21 protein-coding genes and 1 tRNA gene are annotated in these 26199 nt (G+C 71.4%); 6 read left to right on the top strand and 16 right to left on the bottom strand.

The annotated features are described in order from the left end of the window. The first annotated feature begins 118 nt into the window (after nucleotides 1-118). Nucleotides 119-571 (top strand): excalibur calcium-binding domain-containing protein, encoded by a 453-nt coding sequence (locus tag ADY01_RS11810; RefSeq protein WP_049570350.1) that lies wholly within the window; start codon nucleotides 119-121, stop codon nucleotides 569-571. A 388-nt stretch (nucleotides 572-959) separates the two neighbouring features. On the opposite strand, the gene ADY01_RS11805 is transcribed toward ADY01_RS11810, so the two are convergent. Beyond that, the gene (locus tag ADY01_RS11805; RefSeq protein ID WP_049570367.1) at nucleotides 960-1691 is read right to left on the bottom strand and encodes a hypothetical protein; all 732 of its coding nucleotides are present in this window, start codon (nucleotides 1689-1691) and stop codon (nucleotides 960-962) included. Between the two features lie 99 nt (nucleotides 1692-1790). Between ADY01_RS11805 and ADY01_RS39060 the strand changes: the two genes are divergently transcribed. After that, nucleotides 1791-2084: a hypothetical protein gene (locus tag ADY01_RS39060; RefSeq protein WP_159001153.1), complete on the top strand. Its 294-nt coding sequence runs from the start codon at nucleotides 1791-1793 to the stop codon at nucleotides 2082-2084. A gap of 172 nt (nucleotides 2085-2256) precedes the next feature. Further along, the gene (locus ADY01_RS11795; protein ID WP_049570345.1) at nucleotides 2257-3510 is read left to right on the top strand and encodes an FUSC family protein; all 1254 of its coding nucleotides are present in this window, start codon (nucleotides 2257-2259) and stop codon (nucleotides 3508-3510) included. Here the strand turns inward: ADY01_RS11795 and ADY01_RS11790 are convergent. The 7 genes from ADY01_RS11790 to polA all read right to left on the bottom strand — a co-directional run bounded on the left by ADY01_RS11790 (nucleotide 3507) and on the right by polA (nucleotide 13612). Next, nucleotides 3507-3866 carry a hypothetical protein gene (locus tag ADY01_RS11790; protein ID WP_053170733.1) on the bottom strand — a complete coding sequence of 120 codons (360 nt, stop codon included), beginning with the start codon at nucleotides 3864-3866 and terminating at the stop codon, nucleotides 3507-3509. The genes ADY01_RS11795 and ADY01_RS11790 overlap by 4 nt on opposite strands. An 89-nt stretch (nucleotides 3867-3955) precedes the next feature. After that, complete coding sequence (locus tag ADY01_RS11785; protein WP_420715638.1) at nucleotides 3956-5500, bottom strand: flavin monoamine oxidase family protein; 1545 nt, start codon at nucleotides 5498-5500, stop codon at nucleotides 3956-3958. Between the two features lie 195 nt (nucleotides 5501-5695). Continuing rightward, nucleotides 5696-6301: a dephospho-CoA kinase gene (gene coaE / locus ADY01_RS11780; protein WP_049570339.1), complete on the bottom strand. Its 606-nt coding sequence runs from the start codon at nucleotides 6299-6301 to the stop codon at nucleotides 5696-5698. Nucleotides 6302-6310: 9 nt separating this feature from the next. After that, a complete protein-coding gene (locus ADY01_RS11775; protein WP_049570336.1) occupies nucleotides 6311-7261 on the bottom strand; it encodes a proteasome assembly chaperone family protein in 951 nt (316 codons plus the stop codon). A 173-nt stretch (nucleotides 7262-7434) separates the two neighbouring features. Then, complete coding sequence (rpsA, locus tag ADY01_RS11770) at nucleotides 7435-8940, bottom strand: 30S ribosomal protein S1 (RefSeq protein WP_049570334.1); 1506 nt, start codon at nucleotides 8938-8940, stop codon at nucleotides 7435-7437. 406 nt (nucleotides 8941-9346) lie between these two features. After that, on the bottom strand, nucleotides 9347-10699 hold the full coding sequence (locus ADY01_RS11765) for a lytic transglycosylase domain-containing protein (RefSeq protein ID WP_420715637.1): 1353 nt from the start codon (nucleotides 10697-10699) through the stop codon (nucleotides 9347-9349). Nucleotides 10700-10909: 210 nt separating this feature from the next. Next, nucleotides 10910-13612 (bottom strand): DNA polymerase I, encoded by a 2703-nt coding sequence (gene polA, locus ADY01_RS11760; protein ID WP_049570329.1) that lies wholly within the window; start codon nucleotides 13610-13612, stop codon nucleotides 10910-10912. 59 nt (nucleotides 13613-13671) lie between these two features. On the opposite strand from polA, the gene ADY01_RS11755 reads away from it, so the two are divergent. Further along, complete coding sequence (locus ADY01_RS11755; RefSeq protein ID WP_049570328.1) at nucleotides 13672-15954, top strand: FdhF/YdeP family oxidoreductase; 2283 nt, start codon at nucleotides 13672-13674, stop codon at nucleotides 15952-15954. Between the two features lie 23 nt (nucleotides 15955-15977). Continuing rightward, entirely contained in the window at nucleotides 15978-16481 is a 504-nt protein-coding gene (locus tag ADY01_RS11750) for a PaaI family thioesterase (RefSeq protein ID WP_049570326.1), read from the top strand. 54 nt (nucleotides 16482-16535) lie between these two features. Here the strand turns inward: ADY01_RS11750 and ADY01_RS11745 are convergent, their stop codons facing one another. From ADY01_RS11745 to ADY01_RS11720, 6 genes are all read right to left on the bottom strand, one after another. Next, nucleotides 16536-17300 (bottom strand): ABC transporter ATP-binding protein, encoded by a 765-nt coding sequence (locus ADY01_RS11745; RefSeq protein WP_049570357.1) that lies wholly within the window; start codon nucleotides 17298-17300, stop codon nucleotides 16536-16538. Nucleotides 17301-17302: 2 nt separating this feature from the next. After that, nucleotides 17303-18241 (bottom strand): ABC transporter ATP-binding protein, encoded by a 939-nt coding sequence (locus ADY01_RS11740; RefSeq protein ID WP_049570321.1) that lies wholly within the window; start codon nucleotides 18239-18241, stop codon nucleotides 17303-17305. Continuing rightward, a complete protein-coding gene (locus ADY01_RS11735; RefSeq protein ID WP_049570318.1) occupies nucleotides 18238-19689 on the bottom strand; it encodes a branched-chain amino acid ABC transporter permease in 1452 nt (483 codons plus the stop codon). The genes ADY01_RS11740 and ADY01_RS11735 overlap by 4 nt, the downstream gene beginning before the upstream one ends. Then, nucleotides 19686-20609, bottom strand: a complete 924-nt coding sequence (locus ADY01_RS11730; RefSeq protein ID WP_049570315.1) for a branched-chain amino acid ABC transporter permease — start codon at nucleotides 20607-20609, stop codon at nucleotides 19686-19688. Before ADY01_RS11730 ends, ADY01_RS11735 begins: the two co-directional genes overlap by 4 nt. Before the next feature lie 91 nt (nucleotides 20610-20700). Next, nucleotides 20701-21897, bottom strand: a complete 1197-nt coding sequence (locus ADY01_RS11725; RefSeq protein ID WP_078900215.1) for a branched-chain amino acid ABC transporter substrate-binding protein — start codon at nucleotides 21895-21897, stop codon at nucleotides 20701-20703. Nucleotides 21898-22224: 327 nt separating this feature from the next. Then, nucleotides 22225-22893 (bottom strand): ANTAR domain-containing response regulator, encoded by a 669-nt coding sequence (locus ADY01_RS11720; RefSeq protein ID WP_049570313.1) that lies wholly within the window; start codon nucleotides 22891-22893, stop codon nucleotides 22225-22227. A gap of 90 nt (nucleotides 22894-22983) precedes the next feature. Between ADY01_RS11720 and ADY01_RS11715 the strand changes: the two genes are divergently transcribed. Further along, a tRNA-Leu gene (locus tag ADY01_RS11715) sits at nucleotides 22984-23067 on the top strand. Between the two features lie 131 nt (nucleotides 23068-23198). Here ADY01_RS11715 and pyk read toward each other — a convergent pair. Together pyk and ADY01_RS11705 are read right to left on the bottom strand one after the other, a co-directional pair. Then, nucleotides 23199-24632 (bottom strand): pyruvate kinase, encoded by a 1434-nt coding sequence (gene pyk / locus ADY01_RS11710; protein ID WP_049570310.1) that lies wholly within the window; start codon nucleotides 24630-24632, stop codon nucleotides 23199-23201. Between the two features lie 136 nt (nucleotides 24633-24768). Beyond that, the coding region (locus ADY01_RS11705; RefSeq protein ID WP_049570307.1) for a lysine N(6)-hydroxylase/L-ornithine N(5)-oxygenase family protein at nucleotides 24769-26199 on the bottom strand (1431 nt) is incomplete at its 5' end.

Below are 26199 nucleotides of genomic sequence, written 5' to 3'. Positions count from 1 at the left end.
CAGATGGTTATAAGAGACAGGCCTCCCACCCGCCCCACCGGCACCAATTTCCAGAAAACCTGACGATCAGACACACAACTGCACCACACTTACCCCTCTTCAAGGAGAGGGAGACACGATGACACCACAGGGACCACGCTGGGGTCGCAAGCGCTTCGTCATCCCCGCGCTGCTCGTCGCCGCGTTCCTCGGCGTGGGCATCGGCGCCTCGGGCGGGGCGGCGGAGGACGAGGACGGCGGGGAGCCGTCCGCGGCGCCGACGGCGACGGTGACCGCGACCGTCACCGCCGCGCCCGAGCCCGAGCCGGAGCCGGAGCCCACCGTCACCGAGACGGTCACCGTCACGGCCACGGTCACCGCTCCCCCGGTCGCCGACCCGGGCGGGGACGACGGCGGAGGCGGCGGGGACGACGCGGGCGGCGGCGGCGAGGACCCGCCCGACGCCCCCGAGACGGCGTACTACGAGAACTGCGCCGCCGCCCGCGCGGCCGGCGCCGCCCCCGTCCTGGCCGGGGACCCCGGCTACGGTCGGCACCTGGACCGGGACGGGGACGGGGTCGCCTGCGAGTGAGGCCCGCGCACGGGGGCCAACGTATGAGAGGCCACGCATGAGAACACACGCATGAGAAGGCAGGGATGAGGGAGGACCCGGGGGCGTAGCCTGCCCCCGGGCCCCGGGAAGTTGCCGCATTCCCGGCGGTTGTGGGCAGGGGGTCAGTTTCAGGGCGTCGCGCTCTGCCTTTGAGCCACCGCCGCACGGGGCGCGGCGGGCCGGAGTCGAACCGGCAATCTCGACGCCTCAGCCCTCGCCCGGACGCCCGGACAGTGCGGCGGCGTTGCTGAGTCTGGAGCGAGAGTCTGAGATTGATCGATCCCTGACGACGAGCTTCAGCGTCAGCTTGCGCTCCTCTGGCGCACCCCGGCCGCACGCGCCGCGCGCCGCCGGGGAGTTGGCAAGGCTACCGGAACAGGTAGCCGAAGACGGCCTCGCCGACGCGCCGGTCGGTGACCTCGGCGCCGTTGGCCTCCTCCCGGGCGAACTTCACGGCCTGCTGGAGCTTCTCCAGCCGCTCCAGCAGCTCGTTCACCCGGCGGGCGGGCAGCGCCCCGGAGAACTTGACGGTCGTCCAGTACCCGACCGGTATGTCCTCGTAGTACACCTCGACCTGAGCCGGGTGATTCTCGGTCGCCTCCGCCTTCACGTGGTTGCGCGGCACCTTCCTGGTCCTCACCGTCCGAACCGCCTCCGTCTTCCACCAGTCGGTGGAGGGGTCCTGGCTCCACGACTCCGCCGCGTCCAGCACCGGCAGCCGCCGCAGGAAGCCGCCGAGCTCGCCGAGCTGCTTCTCCAGGAAGAGAAGGTAGGAGACCGGCACCTCGCGCAGCAGCGTCTCGCCGTCCACGGTGATGTCCGCGCAGGCGGTCCGGTTCGCCCAGTCCTTGGTGGCGGTCACGTCGAACAGCCGCGTGAGCGTCTTCGCGGTCTCGCGGAGCACGTCCTCCGCCTTGACCTGCACGCGCGTGGACTCGGGCGGCAACTGCTCGCCCTCCTCGTCCTTCGGCTGGTACGTCCGCGAGATTCCCGCGAGCAGCGCCGGCTTGGTCAGCCCGTGCTGCACGCCCGCCAGGTCCTGCTGCGCCTTGGACTTGACGCCCTTCTCCACTGCGATGATCTGATTGAGCTTCGCCACACCCGCACCGTAGCCGCCCCCGCCCGCCGGCGGCCAGCGCATTCGTGGCCGGCGGAGGCCACCTTCCCTCCGCGCTCGGGGCGCCGCACGATAGAACGCATGGACAGAGATACAGAACGGGCACAACTGGAGCTGCATGTGGAGGCGCTGCAAAGGCGCCTGTCGCCGGGTCAGTTCATCGTGTTGATGCGGGCGTTCAACGCCTGCCGCGCCGCGAGGGCGGGGGCGGGAACCGGTTCGGGACCCGGGACGGGAGGCGGGGCGCCCCACCTCGGCCTCGCCTCGGGGGAGCAGGAGCTGTTCACCCCGGAGGTCCAGAGCGAGATGCTCACCCTGATGGGGCTGGCCGAGCAACCCGCCCTCCGGGTGGACAGGAGACCCCCGGCGGCATGAGCCGCCGCCGGGCACGGCCACCCCCGCGGCCCCCGCGGGGGCGCGGAACGTGCCCGAACCTGGCCGGCGGACGCGCAGACGTGTCGCGCTTCACCCCCGATTCACGCGCGGAGTGACATCTTTTTCACGAATGAGGAGCTTTCGCGTGACAACGGAGTGAAAGGGGCGGCGCGTGCCGGACGTGCCCGAGCAGCTTGTCCATCTCGCCAAACGGCGCAGCGAGCCCGTCGTCGTCCAGACCATCCGGTCCGCCGCCGCCGCGACCATCTCCTATGTCGTCGCACTCTGGCTGACGGACGTCACCGCCCCCCTGCTGGCGCCGCTGACCGCGCTGCTGGTCGTGCAGGTCACCCTCTACGCCACCATCACCACCGGCGTGCGCCGGGTGAACTCCGTGATCGCGGGCGTACTGATCGCCACCGGCTTCAGCGCCCTGGTCGGCCTGAGCTGGTGGAGTCTGGGGCTGCTGATCCTGATCTCGCTGACGATCGGGCATCTGGTCCGGGTCAGCGAGTTCGTCCCCGAGGTCGCGATCAGCGCGATGCTGGTGCTCGGCGTGACCCAGGGGGTCGCCGAGACCGCCATCGACCGGGTGGCCGAAACGGTGATCGGCGCGGTGGTCGGCCTCCTGTTCAACATCATCTTCGTCCCGCCCGTCTGGGTCGGATCCGCGGGGCACGACATCGAGGACCAGGCGCGGCGGATGCGCGAGCTGCTGCGGAATCTCAGCGAGGAGGCGGAGGAACGCCGCAGCCCGGTCCAGCGCGTCTCCGCCAAGCTCAGCGAGGCCAGGCGCCTCGACCAGGACATCGCCCAGGTGGACGCCTCGATCATCCAGGCGGAGGAGAGCCTGCGGTTCAACCCGAGGGTGAAGGAGCCGCTGGTCACCCGCATCGTGCTGCGCACCGGCCTCGACACGCTGGAGGTGTGCGCGGTCATCCTGCGCACCCTGACCGAGACGATGCGCGACCTCGCCAGCCGCCGCACCGACGAGCCGCTGTTCCCGGAGGAGGTGGCCCCCGCCCTGCGCGAGCTGCTCGCCAACCTCGCCGGCGCCGTGGACAGCTTCGCGACACTGATCACCAGCCAGGTGTCCACGGCCGCGGACGAGGCCGAGGCGTTCCTGGCGGTCGAGCTGGACGCCGCCCGGGTCAGCCGCGAGCATGTGGCCCACCTTCTGCTCGAACGTGTCCAGGAACACCCGCAGCAGTGGCAGTTGCACGGCTCACTGCTGGCGGAAGTCGACCGGATGCTGTCGGAACTCGACATCGACAAGCGGTCGGTGCACCTGGCGGAGGAGCTGGACCGTGCCTCGTCGCGGCAGCGCGAACGCTTCCCCCGCCTCCGCCGCATCGCCGACACCCCGTTCCGGCTGGTGCGCAGGGCCAAGAGGGCCGTCGGCATGAGCCCCGGCCGGCAGGACTAGCCGCCGAACCTGATGTCGCCCTGGATCGTGCCCGTCTGGATCACGTTCTGCACCTGGGCCTGACCGGAGATGACGTTCTCCACGCGGGTCTGGGTCACCGTCAGCGCCGCCCGGTGCTCCTCGGCCCACCCCCGCAGGTCGTCGGCGAACCCCTCGTCCGCGGCGGCCCGGGTGCTGATCCGCTCGGTCAGCTCCCGCACGGCCGTCGCGTCCGCGGGATCCACCGCCTCCGGCTCGCCACGCCCCACGACGCGGCGGGTGAGGGACATCAGGGAGTCCCAGGCGACCCGCCCCGCCTCGGTGGCGGCACCCCCGGCGGCGGTGGAGACGAGCGCGAGAGCGGCTTCGAGAGTCATGTCTCAACGGTAGCCCGGCGCCCGCCCACGGAAAACGCCGCACCCGGCCACCCAGCACGGCCACCCCCACCGCCACCGCCACCCCGTGCCTAGGCGAGCACCCGCTCGTGGAGCTCCGTCACCGCCTTGCGGGCCGAGCAGAACGCGCCGTGCTGCCAGGCGATGGCGTGGCTGAGGTGGTCGCCCGCGAAGTGGACCCGTCCGGCCGGGGCGTTCAGCGGGGCGAAGACCTCCGCGTCGGCGCCGCCGGGCATGCGGTGCCACGCGGCCTCCACGAACGGCGTCTGCCGCCAGTGGTGCGAGAACGAGGAGGCCAGCTCCGTGCGGTACTTGGCGCCGTGGATCCGCTCCCCGTGGGACACCGCCCTCGCCTCGCGCTCCCGGGGCGTCAGCGCCGCGTAGGCGTCGGCGTTCGCACCGGTGTTGTAGTAGCCCACGATGACGCCGCGCCGCTCGTGGAAGCCGTGCGAGGGGTACCAGATGTGGCTGAGGTCGAGGTCCGTCTCGGTGATGCCGCCGTAGATGCGGTGATCCGTCTCCCACCAGCGGTTGCGGTACTCCAGGCCGATCTTCCCGGCCGAGACGGGGGAGCACGCCTCCAGCGCACTCTGTACGCGTGCGCCCAGGTTGTGGCGGGTGGTGGCGAGGATGTTCGGCGGGAGCGCGGCGATGCAGTAGTCGGCGTGCAGCTGCCGCGTGCGCCCCCCGGTCCGGTAGGTGACGGTGACGCCGTCGGAGCGGTCGGTGATCTCGGTGGCCTGCGCACCGGTCAGCACCCGGCGGGAGCCGATGGCCCGGGTCAGGGCGGCGGGTATCCGGTCCATGCCGCCGACCGGCTGGAACATCAGCATCGCCTGGTCGTAGCCGAACTCGAAGGAGAAGTACTGGCCGACCCCCGAGGAGAGGACCTCCGAGACGTCCGGCACCCCGCCCAGGACGGTGCCCGGCGTCCCCGCCGCGCCGGGGTCCACCGCGTAGCCGCGGCGATCCCCGCCGGTGTACCGCCAGCTGGCGGCCGGATCGCCGTCCACCCGGCCGCCGAGGGAGCCGAAGCCCTCCAGGAACGACAGCAGCCGCTCCCGGTCCTCACCCGTCAGCTCGGCGTCCAGCGCGCCCCCGTCGGTGGCCTTGGCCAGCAGTTCCGCCACATAGCCGTAGACGTCGGCCTTGGCGGTGCGGTGGCGCACGGGTGCGGTCATGCCCGCGGAGGCGTTGAAGAGATAGGCGCTGGCGTTGCTGTTGGTGAACACCTCCACGGGCACGCCCAGTTCACGGCAGTAGTCCATGGTGAGCATCCACTGCGCGATGCGCGCCGGCCCCGCGTTGAGGTACTGGCCCTCGGAGAAACGGGCCGTCTGCCGGTGGCCGAGCACGTCACGGGTGGTGTCGCCGCCGCGGACCGTGAAGTTCCGCCCGCCCGCGCGGTCGCGGGCCTCCAGAACGGTGCAGTCGTAGCCCGCCTTCCCGAGCTCGTAGGCGGCGGTCAGTCCCGCGATCCCGCCACCCACCACGACCACGCTCGCGGCGGCGCGGCCGGTGAGCGAGAAGTCGCTGTGCCGCGGAGCGCGGAACGCCGGCGCCGAGGCGGCCTCGGCGGTGGGCGCGAGGCCGAGCGCGCCCATGGTGGCGAGCATGGTCCCCGCGCCGCCGCTGACCCCGACCGCGCGGAGGAAGTCGCGTCTGCTGGCCCCTCGTCCCTGTGACATGGTCAATCCCCTTTCGCCCTTGGCGCCAGGGATCGTCGCAACGACACGTTTCGGCCACACCTCGTCGAGCATTTCCGAAACGTTTCACTCACGAAGGCACCATGCCGGACACCGCGCGGCGAACTACCCCCGCCGGGCGGCGCGTTCGGTCAGCCGCCGCCACACCTCGTCGACCTGGGCGGCGAGCTCCTCGACCGTGCCGTCGTTGTCGAGGACGAGGTCGGCGACGGCCAGGCGGGCTTCGCGCGTGGCCTGGGCCGCCATCCGGGAGCGGGCGTCCTCCTCGCTCATGCCGCGCAGCCGGGTGAGCCGGTCCAGGCGGGCGGCCTCGCTCGCGTCCACGACGACCACCACCTCGTACCGGTCGGCCAGCCCGTTCTCGGCGAGCAGCGGCACGTCGTGCACCACGACGGCGTCGGGGGGCGCCGCGGCGCTCACCTCGGCGGAACGCCTGGCGACCAGCGGGTGCACGAGGGCGTTGAGCCGCTGGAGCCGCTCGCGGTCGGCGAAGACGATGCGCCCCAGCCGCTCACGGTCGAGGCGGCCCTCCGCCGTCAGGATCTCCTCGCCGAACGCGGCCACCACCGCGGCGAGCCCCGGCGTGCCCGGCTCGACCACCTCGCGGGCGATCCGGTCCGCGTCCACCACGACCGCCCCGTGCGCGGCGAGGAGCCGTACCGCCTCGCTCTTGCCCGCGCCGATGCCGCCGGTCAGTCCCACGTTGAGCATGGACGCAGGCTACCGGTCGCCGTCGTCGTCCTCGTGCTCCGCCAGGAAGCGCTCGAAGACCTCGCCCAGCTCGTCCGCGGACGGCAGCTCGGCCGCCTCGGCGACCAGGCTGCCGCGCGTGGCCACGCCGGCGATCGCGTCGTACTGCTGCTCCAGGCCGCGGACCACGGCGACCAGCTCCGAGTCGCCCTCGGCCAGCTCCCGTTCGATCTCGTTCTGCGTCGTGAGGGCACGGCTGCGCAACGCGTGCGCCGCGTCGGGCAGCACGAGTCCGGTGGCGGCGGTGATCGCCTCCAGAACCACGAGCGCCGCGTCCGGGTACCGCGAGCGGGCGATGTAGTGCGGAACGTGCGCGGCCACGCCGAACACGTCGAAGCCCGCCTCGATCAGCCGCAGCTCCACCAGCGCCGCCGCGCTGCCCGGCACCTGCGCCTCGTCGAACACGCCGCCGTGGCCGGGAACGAGGTCGGCCCGGTTGCCATGGGGGGTGAGCCCGACCGGGCGGGTGTGCGGAACGCCCATGGGGATGCCGTGGAACGTCGTGCCCAGCCGCACCCTGAGCCGCCCGGCGATCTGGATCACCGCCTCGGTGAACGCATCCCACTCCACGTCGGGCTCGGGCCCGGAGAGGATCAGGAACGGCTGGTGCGTCGCGTCCTGGACCAGGCGCACGGCCAGCTCGGGCGTCTCGTAACGCGTCCAGCGGTCGCGGCGGAAGGTCATGGCCGGGCGCCTGGCCCGGTAGTCCACCAGCCGGTCGTGGTCGAAGCGCGCCACCGTCGTCGCGGGCCGGCCGTCGAGCAGCTGCTCGATGAGCTGACCGCCGGTCTCACCCGCGTCGATGAAGCCTTCCAAGTGGTAGATGAGGACGGGACCCGCGCTGTGCGCGCCGCCCATCGCCTCGTCGACGAGGGCCAGCCCGTCGGGGTCCCATGCGTACAACTCCTGCGGATCGCGCACTGTCACCGCACCCCTTCCGCTGTCTCGCGTATGCAGAGGACAACGCACCGTACCTGACGCGCATTCCCGCCGGCGCACGCCCGGCGGGAAAGCCGAACGGCCGGGCCCCGCTCCCGTGAAGGGAGCGGGGCCCGGCCGTCAGATCGACTCCGCCTCAGCGGCCGGCCATCGGCTCAGCTCTGGCCGCCCGCCAGCTTCTCCCGGAGCGCGGCAAGCGCCTCGTCGGAAGCCAGCGCGCCCGAGTCCTCGGTCTGCGGCGACGAGTAGGAACCGCCGCCCGAACCACCGGACTGCGGGGCACCGCCACTCGGGCCGGACGCCTCGGCCTCGGCCTGCGCGTCCGCCTCGCGGGACTTGATGACCTGCGCCTGGTGCTGCTCGAAGCGCTGCTGCGCGTCGGCGTACTGGCGCTCCCACTCCTCACGCTGCTTCTCGTACCCGGGCAGCCAGTCGTTGGCCTCCGGGTCGAAGCCCTCGGGGTAGATGTAGTTGCCCTGGTCGTCGTAGGACGCCGCCATGCCGTACAGGGTCGGGTCGAACTCGACCGCCATCGGGTCGGCGCCGAAGTTCTCGTTCGCCTGCTTGAGCGAGAGACTGATCCGGCGACGCTCCAGGTCGATGTCGATGACCTTGACGAAGATCTCGTCGTTGACCTGGACGACCTGCTCCGGGATCTCCACGTGGCGCTCGGCCAGCTCGGAGATGTGGACCAGGCCCTCGATGCCCTCGTCCACCCGGACGAACGCGCCGAACGGAACCAGCTTGGTGACCTTGCCGGGGACGACCTGGCCGATCTGGTGGGTCCTGGCGAACTGCTGCCACGGGTCTTCCTGGGTCGCCTTCAGCGACAGGGAGACGCGCTCGCGGTCCATGTCGACGTCCAGGACCTCGACCGTGACCTCCTGGCCGACCTCCACGACCTCGGACGGGTGGTCGATGTGCTTCCAGGAGAGCTCGGACACGTGCACGAGGCCGTCCACGCCACCCAGGTCCACGAAGGCACCGAAGTTGACGATGGAGGAGACGACGCCGGAGCGCACCTGGCCCTTCTGGAGGGTGGTGAGGAAGGTCTGGCGGACCTCGCTCTGCGTCTGCTCGAGCCAGGCACGGCGGGAGAGAACCACGTTGTTGCGGTTCTTGTCGAGTTCGATGATCTTGGCCTCGAGCTCCTTGCCGACGTACGGCTGGAGGTCGCGGACCCGGCGCATCTCGACCAGCGACGCGGGCAGGAAGCCGCGCAGGCCGATGTCCAGGATCAGGCCGCCCTTGACGACCTCGATCACGGTGCCGGTGACGATGCCGTCCTCGTCCTTGATCTTCTCGATGGTGCCCCAGGCGCGCTCGTACTGAGCGCGCTTCTTGGACAGGATCAGCCGGCCCTCCTTGTCCTCCTTCTGGAGGACCAGGGCCTCGATCTCGTCACCGACGGCGACGACCTCGTTCGGGTCGACGTCGTGCTTGATCGACAGCTCGCGCGAGGGAATGACGCCCTCGGTCTTGTAACCGATGTCGAGCAGGACCTCGTCCCGGTCGACCTTCACGATGACGCCGTCGACGATGTCGCCGTCGTTGAAGTACTTGATCGTCTCGTCGATCGCGGCGAGGAAGGCTTCCTCGGAACCGATGTCGTTGACCGCAACCTGCGGGGTGGTCGCGGTGGTCTCGGTGCTGCTCGTCATGTGGTAAAGGGCTCCGGTACGGACATGTTCGTAGGCACTGCTACGCCGGGAGCCCGTATCGCACTGCCGAAGCCGGACAGCCTGAGAAGCGCTCTCCGACACGTCCTGCCGGGAAGCGCCTCGACAACCGAGGGGACATACAACAGATGCGAGCGCGACCTACTCCGTCCGAGGCGCGCAGGCCCGCAGCGCGTCTTATAGCATACGGGGGCATCCCAGCAGGGTCAATGCGCGGTTCGCCCCACGAGGGGCACTATCGGGCCAAATCTGACACTTCAGCCGGGTGTCCGGGCACTATTCACGGAACGCGCCCGGCCGGTCACCGGCGGGCCCGGAGGGCGCGGCACACACGGCGGCGGCCGGGCGGCATCGCCGCCCGGCCGCCGGTGCGATCGGTGCCCCGTGGTCAGCCCGCGCGGCGGGTGAGCGTGGCGCTCGGCGTCGCGGTGGGCGTGGACTCGGGCTCACCCGGGTCCCCGGGCTCTTCCGGGTCCTCGGGGTCCTCCGGCTCCTCGGGGTCCTCCGGGTCGGGGCAGCCGTCGCCGTCCTCGTCCTCCTCGCCGTCCTCCTCGCCGTCGTCCTCACCGGGATCGGTCGGGTCGGTGGGGTCGGCCGGGTCAAGCAGGTCGAGCAGGTCGGTGGGAGCGGCCGGGCTCGGGCTCGGCGCGGGCTCGGCCGGAACCTCGGTCTCCTCCTCGCCCGGCTCCTCCTCGCCCGGATTCTCGGGGTCCTCCGGGTCCTCCGGGTTCTCGGGGTCCTCCGGGTCCTCGGGGCACTCCGGCGGCTCGCCCGGCTCCCAGGGGTCGTCCGGGTCCTGGGGGTCCTCCGGCGGGTCCTCGGGGTCCTCGGGGATGGGCCGGATCTCGCCCTCCTCTTCCGCGGGCGGGGGCGGGGACGGCGTGCCGCCATCGCCGTCCGGCGTGCCGCCGTTCCCGCCCGGGGTGCCGCCCTCCCCGTCGGGGGTGGGGTCCGGGTTGCCCGGCCCCGGGCTGTCGGGCAGCGAGCCCTCGCCGTCGGGCACCTCGTGGACCTCGTCGCGGTAGAAGTCGAGCCAGGACCGCACCGTCCGCACGTAGTCCCACGAGTGGTTGTAGCTGAGCAGGGCACGGTCGAGGTCGGAGGAGACGGCCAGGTCCCGGTCGGCGGCGCAGAGGTAGTCGCCCGCGGCCAGGGTGGCGTCGTACACGTTGTTCGGGTCGGACCGGCCGTCCCCGTTCCCGTCGGCGCCCCAGTTGGCCCAGGTGGACGGGATGAACTGCATCGGTCCGACGGCGCGGTCGTACAGCGCGTCGCTGTCCCACCGGCCGTCGTCGGTGTCGTGGATCTGGGCGAAGCCGTCGCCGTTCAGGACCGGGCCGAGGATCGGCTGCGAGGTGGTGCCGTCGGCGTCCACGTCACCGCCCCTGGCGTGGCCGGACTCGACCTTGCCGATGGCGGCCAGCACGCGCCAGTCCAGGTTGCACGCCGGGGTGGTGTCGGCGAGCGTGGCCTCGGCCTGGCGGTAGGCGTCGAGCACGGTGGCCGGGATGCCCGCCTCGGCCGGGCCGAGGTCGGCGCCGTCGCCGCCCCCGCCGCCCTGACCGGGTCCGGCCGTGTCCAGTGGCGGCAGGTCCGTGTGATACGGCAGCTGCGGCGGCGCCTCGGGGCCGGCCACGTCGGCCGGCTCCTCCTGCGCCGAGGAGCGGTCCTGCGGCTCGGGCGGGCTCGGATTCTCGCTGCCCAGCACCTCCGGTGCCTGCGAGGCGGTCAGCGCCGCCATCGCGGCGGCGGCCACCGCCGACCCGGAAAGTCCCTTACGGATCCTGCCGATACGCAACCCCACGCGCGTTCCCCTCCGTCTGCGGTCCCACCGCTGTCCCCTATGACCGCAACGACAGTACGACACGCGTCCGTTCGGGGCCAGGACACGCTCGTGTCACCGGTGTGGCGGTTGAGCGAAGAGAATCTGCCTTTCCGTCAGCGCACGGCGTCAGTGCGCGGCCGATTCCCAGGTGGAGCCCGAGCCGATGGAGACGTCGAGGGGGGCGCGCAGCCGCACCGCGCCCGCCATCTCGTGCCTCACCATCTCCTCGACACGCCCCCGCTCCCCCGGCGCGACCTCCAGCACGATCTCGTCGTGGACCTGGAGGAGCAGCCGGGAGGCGAGGCCCTCCCGGGTCAGCGCCTCGTCCACGCGCAGCATCGCGATCTTGACGATGTCGGCGGCCGTGCCCTGGATCGGCGCGTTCAGCGCCATGCGCTCCGCCGTCTCGCGCCGCTGCCTGTTGGTGCTGGTGAGGTCGGGGAGATAGCGGCGGCGGCCCATGAGCGTCTCGGTGTAGCCGGTGGCCGCGGCCTCCTTCACCGCCCGCTGGAGGTAGTCCCGGACGCCGCCGAACCGCTCGAAGTAGGTGTCCATCAGCTTGCGGGCCTCGTCGGAGGGGATGGTCAGCTGCTGGGAGAGGCCGAACGCCGAGAGGCCGTAGGCCAGGCCGTAGCTCATGGCCTTGATCTTGCGCCGCATCTCCGCGTCCACCTGGTCCTTGGGGACCGAGAACACCTGGGAGGCGACGGTCGTGTGCAGGTCCTCGCCCGAGGTGAACGCCTCGATCAGGCCGTCGTCCTCGGACAGATGGGCCATCACCCGCAGCTCGATCTGGCTGTAGTCGGCGGTCAGCAGCGACTCGAAGCCCTCGCCGACCATGAAGCCGCGGCGGATCGCGCGGCCCTCGTCGATGCGGACCGGGATGTTCTGGAGGTTCGGATCGGTGGAGGACAGCCGGCCGGTGGCCGCCACCGTCTGCTGGAACGTGGTGTGGATCCGCCCGTCGGGGGCGATGGACTTGATCAGCCCCTCGACCGTGGTGCGCAGCCTGGCCTGCTCGCGGTGGCGCAGCATGATCACCGGCAGCTCGTGCTCGGTCTGGGCCGCCAGCCAGGTCAGGGCGTCCGCGTCCGTGGTGTATCCGGTCTTGGTCCGCTTGGTCTTGGGCAGCCCCAGCTCGCCGAAGAGCACCTCCTGGAGCTGCTTGGGGGATCCGAGGTTGAACTCGTGGCCCACCGAGGCGTGCGCCTCGGCCACGGCCTGCTGCACGGCCGCGGCGAACTGCTGCTCCAGGCGCTCCAGGTGGGAGCGGTCCGCGGCGATGCCGGCGCGCTCCATGCGGGCGAGCAGGGCCGAGGTGGGCAGTTCCAGGTCGTCCAGGAGCTCGCTCGCGCCGACCTCGGCCAGCCTCTCGCGCAGCAGTCCCGCCAGGTCGACCACGGTCCTGGCCTGCCGCATCAGCGTGTCGGCCTGGGCCCTGTCGTCCGCGCCGAACGCGAGCTGCCCGCTGGCGTCCGCGGGCCGGTCGAGCTCCCTGCCGAGGAACTCGACGCTCAGGCCGTCCAGGGCGAACGAGCGGCGGCCCGGCTGGACCAGGTAGGCCGCCAGGGCGGTGTCCATCACGATCCCGGCGATCCCCCAGCCGTGCTCGGCGAACACGCGCTGCACGGCCTTGGCGTTGTGCAGGACCTTGGGCCGCTCCGCATCGCCCGCCCAGCGCGCGAACGCCTGCTCGTCCCCGGCGTCGAGCGCCGAGGGGTCGAACCAGGCCGCGGGCCCCTCCGCGGTCGCCAGGGCCACCGCGTGGACGCTGCCGGCGCCCAGCTTCCAGTCGTCCTCGATGACCAGGCCGAGCGGACCCTCGCTCGCGTCGAGCCAGGCGGCCAGCTCCCCGGCGCCCAGCACCGAGCCCGCGACCTCGGGGCCGGCCAGCAGCTCGACGGCCTCCTCCTGGTCCGCGCCCGGGTCGACGGCGAAGAGCCGCTCGCGCAGGCTCGCGTTGCGGAACTCCAGCGCGTCGAGCATCACCGTCACGGCGGCCACGTCGTAGGGCTCGCGGGCCAGCGCCTCGGGATCGCAGCCGAGGTCCACGTCGCGCGACAGCTCGGTCAGCTCGCGGTTGAGGGTCACGGACTCAAGGTGGGCCCGGAGGTTCTCCCCGGCCTTCCCCTTGACCTCGTCCGCCCGGTCGACCAGCGCGTCGAGGGAGCCGAACTGGTTGATCCACTTGGCGGCCGTCTTCTCGCCGACGCCGGGGATGCCCGGCAGGTTGTCCGAGGGGTCGCCGCGCAGGGCGGCGAAGTCCGGGTACCTGGACGGCGGGAGCCCGTACTTCTCCTCCACCTTCTCCGGGGTGAAGCGCGTCAGCTCCGAGACCCCCTTGGTCGGGTACAGCACGGTCACGCGGTCGCTCACCAGCTGGAACGCGTCCCGGTCGCCGGTGACGATGGAGACCTGGAACCCCTCGTCCGCCGCGCGCGTGGCGAGCGTGGCGATCACGTCGTCGGCCTCGAACCCGTCGACCGCGAACCGCCGCACGCGCATCGCGTCCAGCAGCTCGCCGATCAGCTCGACCTGGCCCTTGAACTCGTCGGGCGTCGCGGACCGCGTCGCCTTGTACGCCGCGAAGCGCTCCGAGCGCCACGTCACCCGCGACACGTCGAACGCGACGGCCAGATGCGTGGGCGCCTCGTCGCGCAGCGTGTTCGCCAGCATCGACGTGAACCCGTAGATCGCGTTCGTCGGCTGGCCGACGACGGTCGTGAAGTTCTCCGCGGGCAACGCGAAGAATGCCCGGTACGCCAGCGAATGCCCGTCCAGCAGGAGGAGGCGCGGTGCGGGGGTCGTCTGCGATGCGTTCTCAGCCACGCTCCCGATCCTGCCACGGACCACTGACACTCCCCTCCGCCCGTGCGACGATCAGCGGCATGTCAGCAAAGCCGCCCGCCGCCGACCCGATCCAGGACGCGCCCTCGGTCACGGAGCCGATGAGCGCCGCCGCGGGGCCGGCCGCGATCGCGCACGCGATGAAGAACGCCCAGCGACAGATGGGGGTGCGGCGCACCGCGCTGACCCTCCTGCGCGTCAACCAGCACGAGGGCTTCGACTGCCCGGGGTGCGCCTGGCCGGACCCGGACAGCCCGCACGCCTTCGAGTTCTGCGAGAACGGCGCCAAGGCCGTCGCGGAGGAGGCGACGCTACGCCGGGTCACCCCCGCGTTCTTCGCCGAGCACACGGTCGAGGACCTCGCCGGCCGCTCCGGGTACTGGCTCGGCCAGCAGGGGCGGCTGACCCACCCCATGTACCTCCCCGAGGGCGGCGACCGCTACGAGCCGGTCGGCTGGGAGATGGCGTTCGACCTGATCGCGGGCGAGCTGCGCGCCCTTCCGGACCCCGACCGGGCCGTCTTCTACACCTCGGGCCGCACCAGCAACGAGGCCGCGTTCCTCTACCAGCTGTTCGCCCGCGAGTTCGGCACCAACAACCTGCCCGACTGCTCCAACCTCTGCCACGAGTCCTCGGGCGCCGCGCTGACGGAGACGCTGGGCGTGGGCAAGGGCAGCGTGCTGCTCGACGACCTCCACCGCGCCGACCTGATCATCGTGGCGGGCCAGAACCCGGGCACCAACCACCCCCGGATGCTCACCTCGCTGGAGAAGGCCAAGGCGGCGGGGGCGAGGATCATCACGGTCAACCCGCTCCCCGAGGCGGGCCTGGAGCGGTTCAAGAACCCGCAGACGCCGCGCGGGCTCGCCGGGGGCGGCACCCCGCTGACCGACCTCTTCCTCCAGATCAGACTCGGCGGCGACCAGGCGCTCTTCCGGCTGCTCAACAAGCTGATCATCAACCGCGGCGGGGCCGTGGACACCCCGTTCATCCGCCGCCACACCCACGGCTTCGAGGCGTTCTCCACGGTGGCCCGCGCCGCCGACTGGGAGGAGACGCGCCGCGCCACCGGCCTGTCGCGCACCGACATCGAGCGCGCGCTCGCCATGGTGCTGGCCTCCCGGCGGATCATCGTCTGCTGGGCGATGGGCCTTACCCAGCACAAGCACGCGGTCCCCACCATCAAGGAGGTCGTCAACTTCCTGCTGCTGCGCGGCAACATCGGCCGCCCCGGCGCCGGCGTCTGTCCGGTGCGCGGCCACAGCAACGTCCAGGGCGACCGCACGATGGGCATCACGGAGAAGCCGGACGCGGCCTTCCTGGACGCGCTCGGGCGGGAGTTCGGCTTCGAGCCGCCGCGCGACCCCGGCTTCGACGTGGTGGAGTCCATCCGCGCGCTGCGCGACGGCGCGGCCACGGTGTTCTTCGCCATGGGCGGCAACTTCGTGGCCGCCAGCCCCGACACGGCCGTCACCGAGGACGCGATGCGCCGGGCGCGGCTGACGGTCCATGTCTCGACCAAGCTCAACCGCTCGCACTGCGTCACGGGCGCCAGGGCGCTGATCCTGCCGACGCTCGGGCGCACCGAGCGGGACGTCCAGGGGGGCGGCGCCCAGTTCGTCACGGTGGAGGACTCGATGGGCGTGGTGCACACCTCGCGGGGCCGGCTGAGGCCCGCGGGCCCGCGGTTGCTGTCCGAGCCCGCCATCGTCTGCCGCCTCGCCCGGCGGGTGCTCGGCGAGTCCAGCGCGACGCCCTGGGAGGAGTTCGAACGGGACTACCGCGGCGTGCGGGCCCGCATCGCCCGCGTCGTTCCCGGCTTCGAGGCATTCGAGGAACGCGTCGCACGGCCCGGCGGGTTCACGCTGCCGCACGCCCCCCGCGACGAGAGGCACTTCCCGACCGCGACCGGCAAGGCCAACTTCACGGCCGCGCCCGTCGAGTACCCGGCCGTGCCCGAGGGCCGCCTGCTGCTCCAGACGCTGCGCTCGCACGACCAGTACAACACCACGATCTACGGCCTCGACGACCGTTACCGCGGCATCTCGGGCGGCCGGCGCGTGGTGCTGGTGAACCCCGAGGACGCGAAGGAACTGGGCTTCGACGACGGCGCGTACGCGGACCTGACCAGCGAGTGGACCGACGGGACCGAGCGGACCGCGCCCGGCTTCCGCGTGGTCCACTACCCCACCGCCCGCGGCTGCGCGGCGGCGTACTACCCCGAGACCAATGTGCTGGTGCCGCTGGACGCGACCGCCGACGGGAGCAACACCCCGACCAGCAAGTCGCTGGTGATCCGCCTCACCCCGACGGCCGAGCGGTGAGAGGACCTGATAGAACGCTTTCCATGGGCGATCGCATGACCACCAGCTTCCCGCTCCACATCCTGGACCAGTGGGCCGGGCTCGGCATCGATCTGGCCGAGCACTTCTCGGCCGGGCACCTCGGCGACCGGATGGGCATCACGGTGTCCGAGGCGTCTCCGGAGAAGGTGATCGGCACGCTGCCGGTCGAGGGCAACACCCAGCCCTACGGGCTGCTGCACGGCGGCGCGTCCGCCGCACTGGCCGAGACGCTGGGCTCGGTGGGCGCGATGCTGCACGCCGGGCCGAACAAGATCGCCATGGGCGTGGACCTCAACTGCACCCACCACCGCGCCGTGCGCTCCGGCGTGGTCACGGGCGTCGCGACCCCGGTGCACACCGGGCGCACCTCGGCCACCTACGAGATCGCGATCACCGACGACCGCGGCAAGCGGGTGTGCACCGCGCGCCTGACCTGTGCCCTGCGTCCGGCGGCGGGCCAGCAGCAGACGGGCGACCCGGGCGCGCCGGCCGGTCCCACCGGGTGACACGCGCTCCCCCGGGACCGGGCGGTCCCGGGGGAGCGGTTGTTCACCGAGCGGTCAGTCCGCGACCTCGCCGAGGTAGGCGGCCCGGATCCTGGAGTCGGCCAGCAGCGCGGTCGCCTCGTCGGCCATCACCACGGAGCCGGTCTCCAGCACATAGCCGCGGTCGGCGAGCTGGAGCGCCTGCGAGGCGTTCTGCTCGACCAGCAGCAGCGTGGTGCCCTGATCGTTGATCTCCTTCAGGATCTGGAAGATCTGCTGGACGATCAGCGGGGCGAGGCCCATCGACGGCTCGTCGAGGAGCAGCAGTTCCGGCTTGCCCATCAGCGCCCTGCCGATGGCGAGCATCTGCTGCTCGCCGCCGGACAGGGTGCCGCTGATCTGCTTGCGCCGCTGCGCGAGGACCGGGAAGAGGCCGAAGACCCGGTCCATGTCCTCCGGGTCGGGGCGGCGCAGCCGGTACGCGCCCATCTTCAGGTTCTCCAGCACGGACATCCGCGCGAACACGCGCCGGCCCTCGGGCACGTGCCCGATGCCGAACCGCACCAGCTCGTGGGACTTGATGCCGTCCACGCGCTCGCCGCGCAGCCAGACCTCGCCGGTGCGGGGGGCGAGCATGCCCGAGGCGGTCTTCAGCGTCGTGGACTTGCCCGCGCCGTTGCCGCCCAGCAGCGCCACGACCTCGCCCTCGCCGACGGTGAGGCTGACGCCCTTGAGCGCCTCGATCGCGCCGTAGAAGACGTGCAGGTCCCGCAGTTCGAGCAGCGCGGGCGAGGCCCCGGTGGCGTCGGGCGCGGACCCCGGCTGCTTGTCCAGTCCCAGGCTCACGACCGTTCCTCCTCTTCCGTCTCTTCCGCGTCCCGCGCGTCCCCCGCGTCCTGCGCGTGCTCCGCGTGCTCCGCCTGTTCGGCGACCATCTCGGCGACCAGGGCGCGTTCCTCCTCGGCGGAGGCCCCCAGATACGCCTCGATGACCGCCGGGTCCTGCTGGACCTCGGCGGGGCTGCCCTCGGCTATCTTGCGGCCGAAGTTGAGCACCACGACCCGGTCGGCCACGGACATCACCAGCCGCATGTCGTGCTCGATCAGCAGCACGCTCACGGCCAGTTCGGCGTTGATCCGCCGGATCAGCCCTTCGAGGTCCCGCTTCTCCGTCGGGTTGGTGCCGGCCGCGGGCTCGTCGAGCAGGAGCAGCTCCGGGTCGGTGGCCAGCGCGCGGGCGATCTCCAGACGTCGCTGCTCGCCGTAGCTGAGCGAGGACGCGATCTCGTTCATGCGGTGTTCGAGGTCGACGAACCCCAGCACCTCGTGCGCCTTGCGGTCGCTCTCCCGCTCGTCGCGCCGCGCGTGCGGCAGGCCGAGCATGATCGAGATCGGGTCGGTCTTCTGCCGGGTCTCGACCGCGATCTTGACGTTCTCCAGCACGGTCAACGCGCCGAAGAGCCGGATGTTCTGGAACGTCCGCGCCACGCCGAGCCTGCTGGCCTTGTGCGGCTTGCGCCCGCGCAGCTCGTGCTCGCCGCCGGAGCGGGGGCGGAAGGTGATCCGCCCCTCCTGCGGGATGTACGCGCCTGTCAGCGAGTTGAACAGGGAGGTCTTCCCCGCGCCGTTGGGCCCGATCACCGCCAGGATCTCGCCGTGCGCCATGCGCAGCGCGACGTTGTCCAGACTGGTCAGGCCACCGAAGCGCAGGGTGATGCCGGAGGCATCCAGCACGTCTCCCGGCGGGGTGGTGGCGGCTTGCGCCTTCATCTCGGTGGTCATCCCTGCGCACCTCCCGGCTGCGCGCCCAGGGCGTCGGCGTGCCCGGAGCCCTCCTCGGCCATCTTCAGCTCGCGCTGCCGCCGCCGCGAGGGCAGCAGGCCCTGCGGCCGGTAGATCATCATCACGACCAGCAGCCCGCCGAGGTACATGTAACGGTCCTGGGCGTCCACGGTGTCCCGCAGGTACTCGGGCAGCCAGACCAGGACGGCGGTCCCGAGCAGCACGCCCGGGATCGAGCCCATGCCGCCGAAGACGACGTAGGACAGCGCCAGGACGGACAGCAGCACCAGGAACATCTCGGAGTTGATGAACCCGAGCTTGCTGGCGTAGATCACGCCCGCGATGCCCGACGTGGACGCGCCGATGGCGAACGCGAGCAGCTTGAAGCGGACGGTGTCCACGCCCGTGGCCGCCGCCGCCACCTCGTCCTCCCTGATGGCCGTCCAGGCGCGGCCGACCCGCGAGTGCTCCAGCCTCATGAACAGGAGCAGCACGCCGACGACGAACGCCAGTTGCAGCCAGTAGTACGGCTGCGGGTCGAGGCCCCACTCGTACGACCAGAATCCGAGGTCCACGGAGAAGCGGTCCGTCTGGGCGCCGCGCGTGCCGCCGGTGAAGTCGGTCCAGTTGCGCGCGGTCAGGTAGACGATCTCGTGGAAGCCGAGCGTCACGATGGCGAGATAGTCGCCGCGCAGCCGCAGCGTGGGCGCGCCCAGCAGCACGCCCGCGATGAGGCAGGTGATCACGGCGAGCGGGATCACCAGGAAGTTGTTGAGCTCGACGGGCGGCTCGACCGGGAGTCCGCCGGTCCAGAACGCGGCGCTGTAGGCCCCGATCGCGAAGAACGCGATGAAGCCGAGGTCCAGCATGCCGGCCCAGCCGACGACCACGTTCAGGCCGATGGCCACCAGCACGAACATGCCGATCTGGTCGACCATGACCTGCTGCCAGAAGACGGAGACCATCAGCGGCAGCAGGATGAGGAAGAGGAGAAGCGCGCCCATCGCGGCGAACCGCAGGTTCTTGTTGCCCCGCAGCGTCTCGGAGCCGAGCCGGGAGGCCCGGGCGATCAGCGCCGGGAGCCAGACCGGGGTCAGCCTGAACGAGAAGCCGCGCGAGGGCTTCAGGTCGGCGACGTTCCCGGCGGGCCGCGCCGCCTCCGCCTTGACCGATGAGGTGAACTTCACGATCAGGCCGTGCGCGAACTCGCGCACCAGCCAGACGCCGAGGGCCAGGGCGAGCCAGCCCCACAGGGCGCCACCCTTGAAGTTGGCCTCCAGCGCGGCGAACACGTCGCCGCGCACGCCCTGCTCGCCGGTGACCTGCGCGAGGATGACGGCGGTGACCACCAGCGCGAACAGCCGCCGCCAGCGCGGCTGCTGATACCACGAGGGCTGCCTGAGCCTGGCCGCGGAGGGCCGTCCCTCGACGGAAGCCTGCGCGCTCATGCCGTCCTCCCCACACGCTCACCCAGCAGTCCGGTCGGCCGGAACATCAGCACGAGGACGAGGACCACGAAGGCGCCGACGTAGCGCCAGGCGTCGCCCCACAGTTCGACGGTGAACGACTCGACCACGCCGAGCGTCAGCCCGCCGAGCATGGCGCCGCGCACGTTCCCGATGCCGCCCAGGACCGCGGCGGCGAACGCCGTGATGCCGGGCAGGAAGCCCATCGTGTACTCGACCTGGAGGTTGGTGCCGAACAGGAAGCCCGCCACGCCGCCCATCAGGCCGCCGAGGACGAACGTCCGCGAGACGACCTTGTCGATGTCCACGCCCATCAGGGACGCCACTTCCGGGTCCTGCGCCACCGCCCGGATGCCCGAGCCCAGCTTGGTGCGGTTCACCACGAAGTCGACGGTCACGAGCATCAGCACGGCCGTCACCAGGATGAGCAGCTGGGTCACGCTGACCGCGGTGCCGAAGATCTCGAAGACCTGCTTGTTCTCGTACATCGTCGGCATGGGCATCGGGTAGCGCCCGAACATCTTGCCGGCCAGGTTGTAGAGAAAGAACGAGGCGCCGATCGCCGTGATGAGGAAGACCAGGCGTGGGGCGTGACGTCTGCGCAGGGGGAGATATGCGGCCTTTTCAAGACCGAATGCGACCAACCCGCCCAGCGCCGCCCCGCCGAGAATGCCGAGGAGCACATAGAGCACCGATTGCATACCGGATGGATCGACGGCCGGTTCGAAGAGGGTCAGGGCGATGACGCCCCCGAAACCCCCGGCCATGAAGACCTCGCTGTGCGCGAAGTTCAGCAGCTGGAGCACGCCGTAGACGAGCGTGTAGCCAATGGCGATCACGGCGTACAGCGAGCCGAGCACCACACCCAGGACGAGAACGTCCCAGATATCGGAAAGGGACATGGAACTGACTTCCTTGTGGGAACGAGCGGCGATGAGCGGAGGCCCGGAGGGCGGGGGCGGGTCACGCCCCCGCCCTCCGGCACCGGCGGGCTCAGCCGCCGACCAGTTCCTCGATGCCACCGAGGTAGGCGCGCGCGCCCTCCTCGACCTGGTACATGAAGATCGCGGTGTTGGTGAACTCGCCGTTCTCGTCGAAGGAGAAGGTCTTCGTCAGGCCCTCGTACTCGACGTCGGCCAGCGCCTGGTACAGCGACTCGCGGTTGACGTCGCCGCCCAGACCCGCGATCGTCTCGATGATCATGTTGGCCGCGTCGTAGGACTCGGCGGAGTAGGTGCCGGGGGGGATGCCGTAGGCCGCCTCGTAGCGCTCGGCGAACTCGGCGGTCGCCTCGTCGGCGGTCGCGTCCGTGCACGGGCAGGTGAGGTACCAGCCCTCGACCGCGTCCTGCGCGAGGTTGATCAGCTCGTCGTCGTTCGAGCCGTCGCCGGAGATCCCGATGCCGTCGAAGCCGGCCTCCTGGAGGCGGGTGGCGAACGGCGCGAGCGCCTCGTAGTAACCCGCGTAGATGAGTGCGTCCACACCGGACTCGACGACCGTGCGGGCCGCGCTGCCGTAGTCGACGGTGTCGGCGGGCACGGTCTCGCGCTGCACGTTCATGTCCGCGCTCTCGAGCTCGGACTGCGCGACGTCGGAGAGGCCCTCGCCGTACGGCGTGGAGTCGCTGATCACCATGACGTTCTCGACGCCGTCCTGCGTGGCGAGGAAGTCGGCCATGGCCAGGCCCTGGGCGTTGTCGTTCGGCACGGCGCGCAGGAACGTCGCGAACTTGCCGTCCTCGGTCAGCGTGGGGTCGGTGGCCGACGTGGAGACCGCCGCGAGGCCGGCCTGCGCGTACAGCGGCGCCGAGATGTTGGCGGGACCCGAGAACGCGGGGCCGATGACCGCCATCACGTCCGTGTCGTCGATGGCGCCCTGGGCGGCGGCGGTCGCGGTGGTCTCCGAGCCCTGGTCGTCGGCGGGGACGTACTCGATCTCGAAGTCGTATTCACCGCTGTCGTTGGCCTCGTCGATCGCCAACTGGATGCCGTTCTGCATATTCTCGCCGAGCGCGACGTTCTGGCCGGACAGCGGGCCCTGGTACGCGATCTTGTAGCCGTCCCCACCGCCTCCGCTCTCGTCGTCACTACCGCAAGCGGTGAGCACGAGCGTGCCGATGGCGATCGGTATCGCCAGCCTCACGATGGACTTGTTGAGCACGTGGAAAACCCCCTGGAGCGAGGCCGTCATGTCGACACCGCAAGCTCTCCCATGTGCATACGGCACACCGGTGCGGCGTGCAGCGGAATCTATTGCCACACAAGCGGCACGAACACACTGTCGCGACAGATGTGATCGCCTCGTGACCTGGGGCACACGCCGGAAACAGAACGCGGCTGACCGCTGAGCGGACGTTACGGGCAAGATCCGCTCATCCCGGACCGGCGGCCCCGCGAGGGCGGGGGCCGGGGTCCGGCCGGCCGGACAGGGCGCGCTCTGACCTTCTTTGGGCGGAATTAACGGATCGTTAACGAGGCGAGAACATTTGCTCGATCCCCCGCGAGGCGTGGCCCTGGCTCACTTCTGCTGCTTCTGCCGCTTCTCCTCCGCGTCCTGGATGACGGCCTCGGCGACCTGGTGCATGGACAGCCTGCGGTCCATGGAGGTCTTCTGGATCCAGCGGAACGCCGCCGGCTCGGTGAGCCCGTACTGCGTCTGGAGAACGCTCTTGGCGCGGTCCACGAGCTTGCGCGTCTCCAGCCGCTGGGCGAGGTCGGCCACCTCCTCGGTGAGCGTCTTCAGCTCGTTGAACCGGGAGACGGCGATCTCGATGGCGGGGACCACGTCGCTCTTGCTGAACGGCTTGACCAGGTACGCCATCGCGCCGGCGTCGCGGGCCCGTTCGACCAGGTCGCGCTGGGAGAAGGCGGTGAGCATCAGCACCGGCGCGATCGAGTCCTCGGCGATCCTCTCGGCGGCCGAGATCCCGTCCATCACCGGCATCTTCACGTCCAGGATGACCAGGTCGGGGCGGAGCTCCCGCGCCAGCTCGACCGCGCGCTCGCCGTCCCCCGCCTCGCCGACGACGGTGTAGCCCTCCTCCTCCAGCATCTCCTTCAGGTCCAGCCGGATCAGGGCCTCGTCCTCCGCGATGACGACACGGGTGGTGTGAGGCGGAACGTGGGCCCCGTCCTCGGCGGCTTCCGCCGGGGTGGTGGGCTCATCAGGGACGTCGGGGGTGGTCACGATGCTCCTCGTTTCCTGCCGGCTGGGCCACCCATGAGAGTACCCAGTCGCCCGCGCGGCGGCCGAACGGCTACACTGACCGCGTCGCTGGCCGGGTTGGTGGAACCGGTATACACGGAGGTCTCAAACACCTCTGCCCGTGAGGGCATGCGGGTTCGAATCCCGCACCCGGCACCCGGTGAGCGCCTGCCCCCGCGTCGGGGATCCGGGCAACTCCCGGGGATGACATGGACGTTGACACGGACGTCGCGAGCGCCACCTCGGCCGGGCCGGGTGGCGCCTTCGCGTGAACGGCCTCTCGCCCCTCAGCGCGGTGAGTCGTCCTCGCCGACGTGGTGGACCCGCACCAGATTGGTCGTGCCCGGCGTCTCGGGCGGCGAGCCCGCGGTCATCACCACCACCTCGCCCTTGCCGCACCGGCCGAGCCGCAGCAGCTGCTCGTCCATCTGCGCCACCATCTCGTCCGTGGTCTGCACGGCGGGCACCAGATGCGTCTCCACGCCCCAGGTCAGCGTGAGCTGCGCGTGCGTGGCCGGGTCGGGGGTGAACGCGACCACCGGGATCGGCGAGCGCGCCCGGGAGAGCCTGCGGGCGGTGTCGCCGCTCTGCGTGAACGCCACCAGCAGCTTGGCGTCCAGGAAGTCGCCGATCTCCGCGGCGGCCCTGGCCACCGCGCCGCCCTGGGTGCGCGGCTTGCCGCCCTCGGTCAGCGGCGAGAGCCCGCGCGCCAGCAGCTCCTCCTCGGCGGCGCTCACGATGCGGCTCATGGTGGCGACCGTCTCGACCGGGTACCGGCCCACGCTGGTCTCGCCTGAGAGCATCACCGCGTCCGTGCCGTCCATCACCGCGTTGGCGACGTCGGACGCCTCGGCGCGGGTCGGGCGGGAGGAGTCGATCATGGACTCCAGCATCTGCGTGGCCACGATCACGGGCTTGGCGTTCCGCTTGGCGAGCTTGACCGCCCGCTTCTGCACCAGCGGCACCACTTCGAGCGGGACCTCCACGCCCAGGTCGCCCCGGGCGACCATGATGCCGTCGAAGGCGCCCACGATGTCCTGGAGGTTCTCCTCCGCCTGGGGCTTCTCGATCTTCGCGATGACGGGGAGGAAGCGGCCCTCCTCGGCCATGATCCGGTGGACGTCCTTGATGTCGTCGCCGCTGCGCACGAAGGAGAGGGCGATGATGTCCACGCCGGCGCGCAGCGCCCACCGCAGGTCGTCCATGTCCTTGGTGGAGAGCGCGGGGACGGAGACGGAGACGCCCGGCAGGTTCAGTCCCTTGTGGTCCGAGACCATCCCGCCCTCGACGACGCGCGTGCGCACGCGGGGGCCCTCCACCGACACGACCTCGAGGGCGACGCGGCCGTCGTCCACCAGGATCCGCTCCCCCGGGCCGACGTCGCCCGGGAGTCCCGCGTAGGTGGTGCCGCAGCGGTCCTGGTCGCCCGCGACGTCCTCCGTGGTGATGGTGAATTCATCGCCGGTCTCCAGGAGGACCGGTCCTTCGCGGAAGCTGCCGAGCCGGATCTTCGGGCCTTGCAGGTCGGCCAGAATTCCTACGCTGCGTCCCATTTCCTCGGCGGCGCGGCGAACGCGCTGGTAGCGCAGTTCGTGCTCGCGGTGGGCTCCATGGCTGAGGTTGAGCCGGGCTACGTTCATCCCCGCCTCGACAAGCGCGACGATGCGCTCATATGAGTCGGTGGCGGGTCCAAGTGTGCAAACGATTTTCGCTCGGCGCATACGCCAACCATAGGAGTTACCCGCCAGTAGAGGGCTATCCGGAAGTGACCACTCGGCGGCGGGGATTTAAAGAGAGACTCACAAATTTCAATTATGAGCGGCACTCCGCTCTTATGAGCCAATTCCGCTGTGCTGTTTATCGAGTAGTAATCTGCCCTGCGCTTTCCGCGACGAAACGTTGCTCCGCGACCGCGCGTGCGCCGGCGGGCCGCAGGCCGAAGGAGGTGAACGCCGTGCGCCCCGGCAGCGGATAGCGCTCCCGCCCGGTGAGGGAGTTCAGAATGGTGGCGGCCCGGTGGGCGGCGAGACCGAGGTCGGGGGCGCCGACGCCGTGGGTGTGCGTCTCGGCGTTCTGCACGAAGACGCTTCCGGTGACGGCCGGGTCGAGGGCCAGCCGGTAGTCGGCGCCCACCCGGGGGCGCCCCGCGGCGTCCCGCGCGATCGCCGGGTCGAGGGCGGCGAGCAGGGGGGTGAGCGGGCGCTCCCGGTAGCCGGTGGCGAGGACCAGGGCCGAGGTGCGCATCCGCGTGCGCTCGCCCTGGTCGGCGTGGTCCAGGTGGAGTTCGAGCTCGCCCGAGCCGACGCGGCCCGCGGTGCGGACGGTGACGCCGGGCAGGAGGGTGGCGTCGGGCCAGCCGCCGCGCAGCCCGTGCTCGTACAGCTCGTTGTGGATGGCGGCCAGGGTCCCGTGGTCGATCGCCCGGTAGAGCTGCCACTGCCCGGCGACCAGGCGGTCCCTGACCGGCTCCGGGAGCCCGTGGAAGTACCGGGTGTAGTCGGGGGTGAAGTGTTCGAGGCCCAGCTTGCTGTACTCCATGGGCGCGAACGCGGCGCTGCGGGTGATCCAGTGCAGCCGCTCGCGGCCCGCGGGGCGGCGGCGCAGCAGGTCCAGGAAGACCTCGGCGCCCGACTGCCCCGAGCCGACGACGGTGACATGGGCGGCGGCGAGCAGGCTCTCGCGGTGGGCGAGGTAGTCGGCGGAGTGGACGACGGTGCCGGGGGCGGACTCGGCGAGCGGGCGCAGGGCCTCGGGGAGGTGGGGGGCGGTGCCGATGCCGATCGCGAGGTGCCGGGCGTGGACGCGCCCCTCGCCCGTGATGTCGCCCGGCTCGCCCGAGGGGCCGAGCCGGGTGACGTCGAGGTCGAAGACGGCGTGCTCCGCGTTCCACCGGACGGCGTCGACCTGGTGTCCGAAGTGCAGGCCGGGGAGGCGGCCGGCGACCCAGCGGCAGTAGGCGTCGTACTCGGCGCGCGGGATGTGGAAGCGCTCGGCGACATAGAAGGGGAAGAGGCGCTGCTGGTGCCTGAGGTAGCTGAGGAAGCTCCAGGGGCTGGTGGGATCGGCGAGGGTGACGAGGTCCGCGAGGAACGGGACCTGGAGCGTGGTGCCCTCGATCAGCAGGCCCGGGTGCCAGTGGAAGGCGGGGCGGCGCTCGAACCAGGCGCCGCGCAGGTCCGGTTGGGCCTCGGTGAGGGCGGCGAGCGAGAGGTTGGCCGGGCCGATGCCGATGCCGGCGAGGTCGAGCGGGCGGGTCGGATCCGGCGGCTCGGCGGGGGCCGCCGGATC

The sequence above is a fragment of the Streptomyces sp. SBT349 genome (assembly GCF_001083795.1).
Classification (GTDB): Bacteria; Actinomycetota; Actinomycetes; order Streptomycetales; family Streptomycetaceae; genus Streptomyces.
Note: the sequence above shows the minus strand (reverse complement) of the source record. Positions and strands in the feature narration are given on the sequence as shown.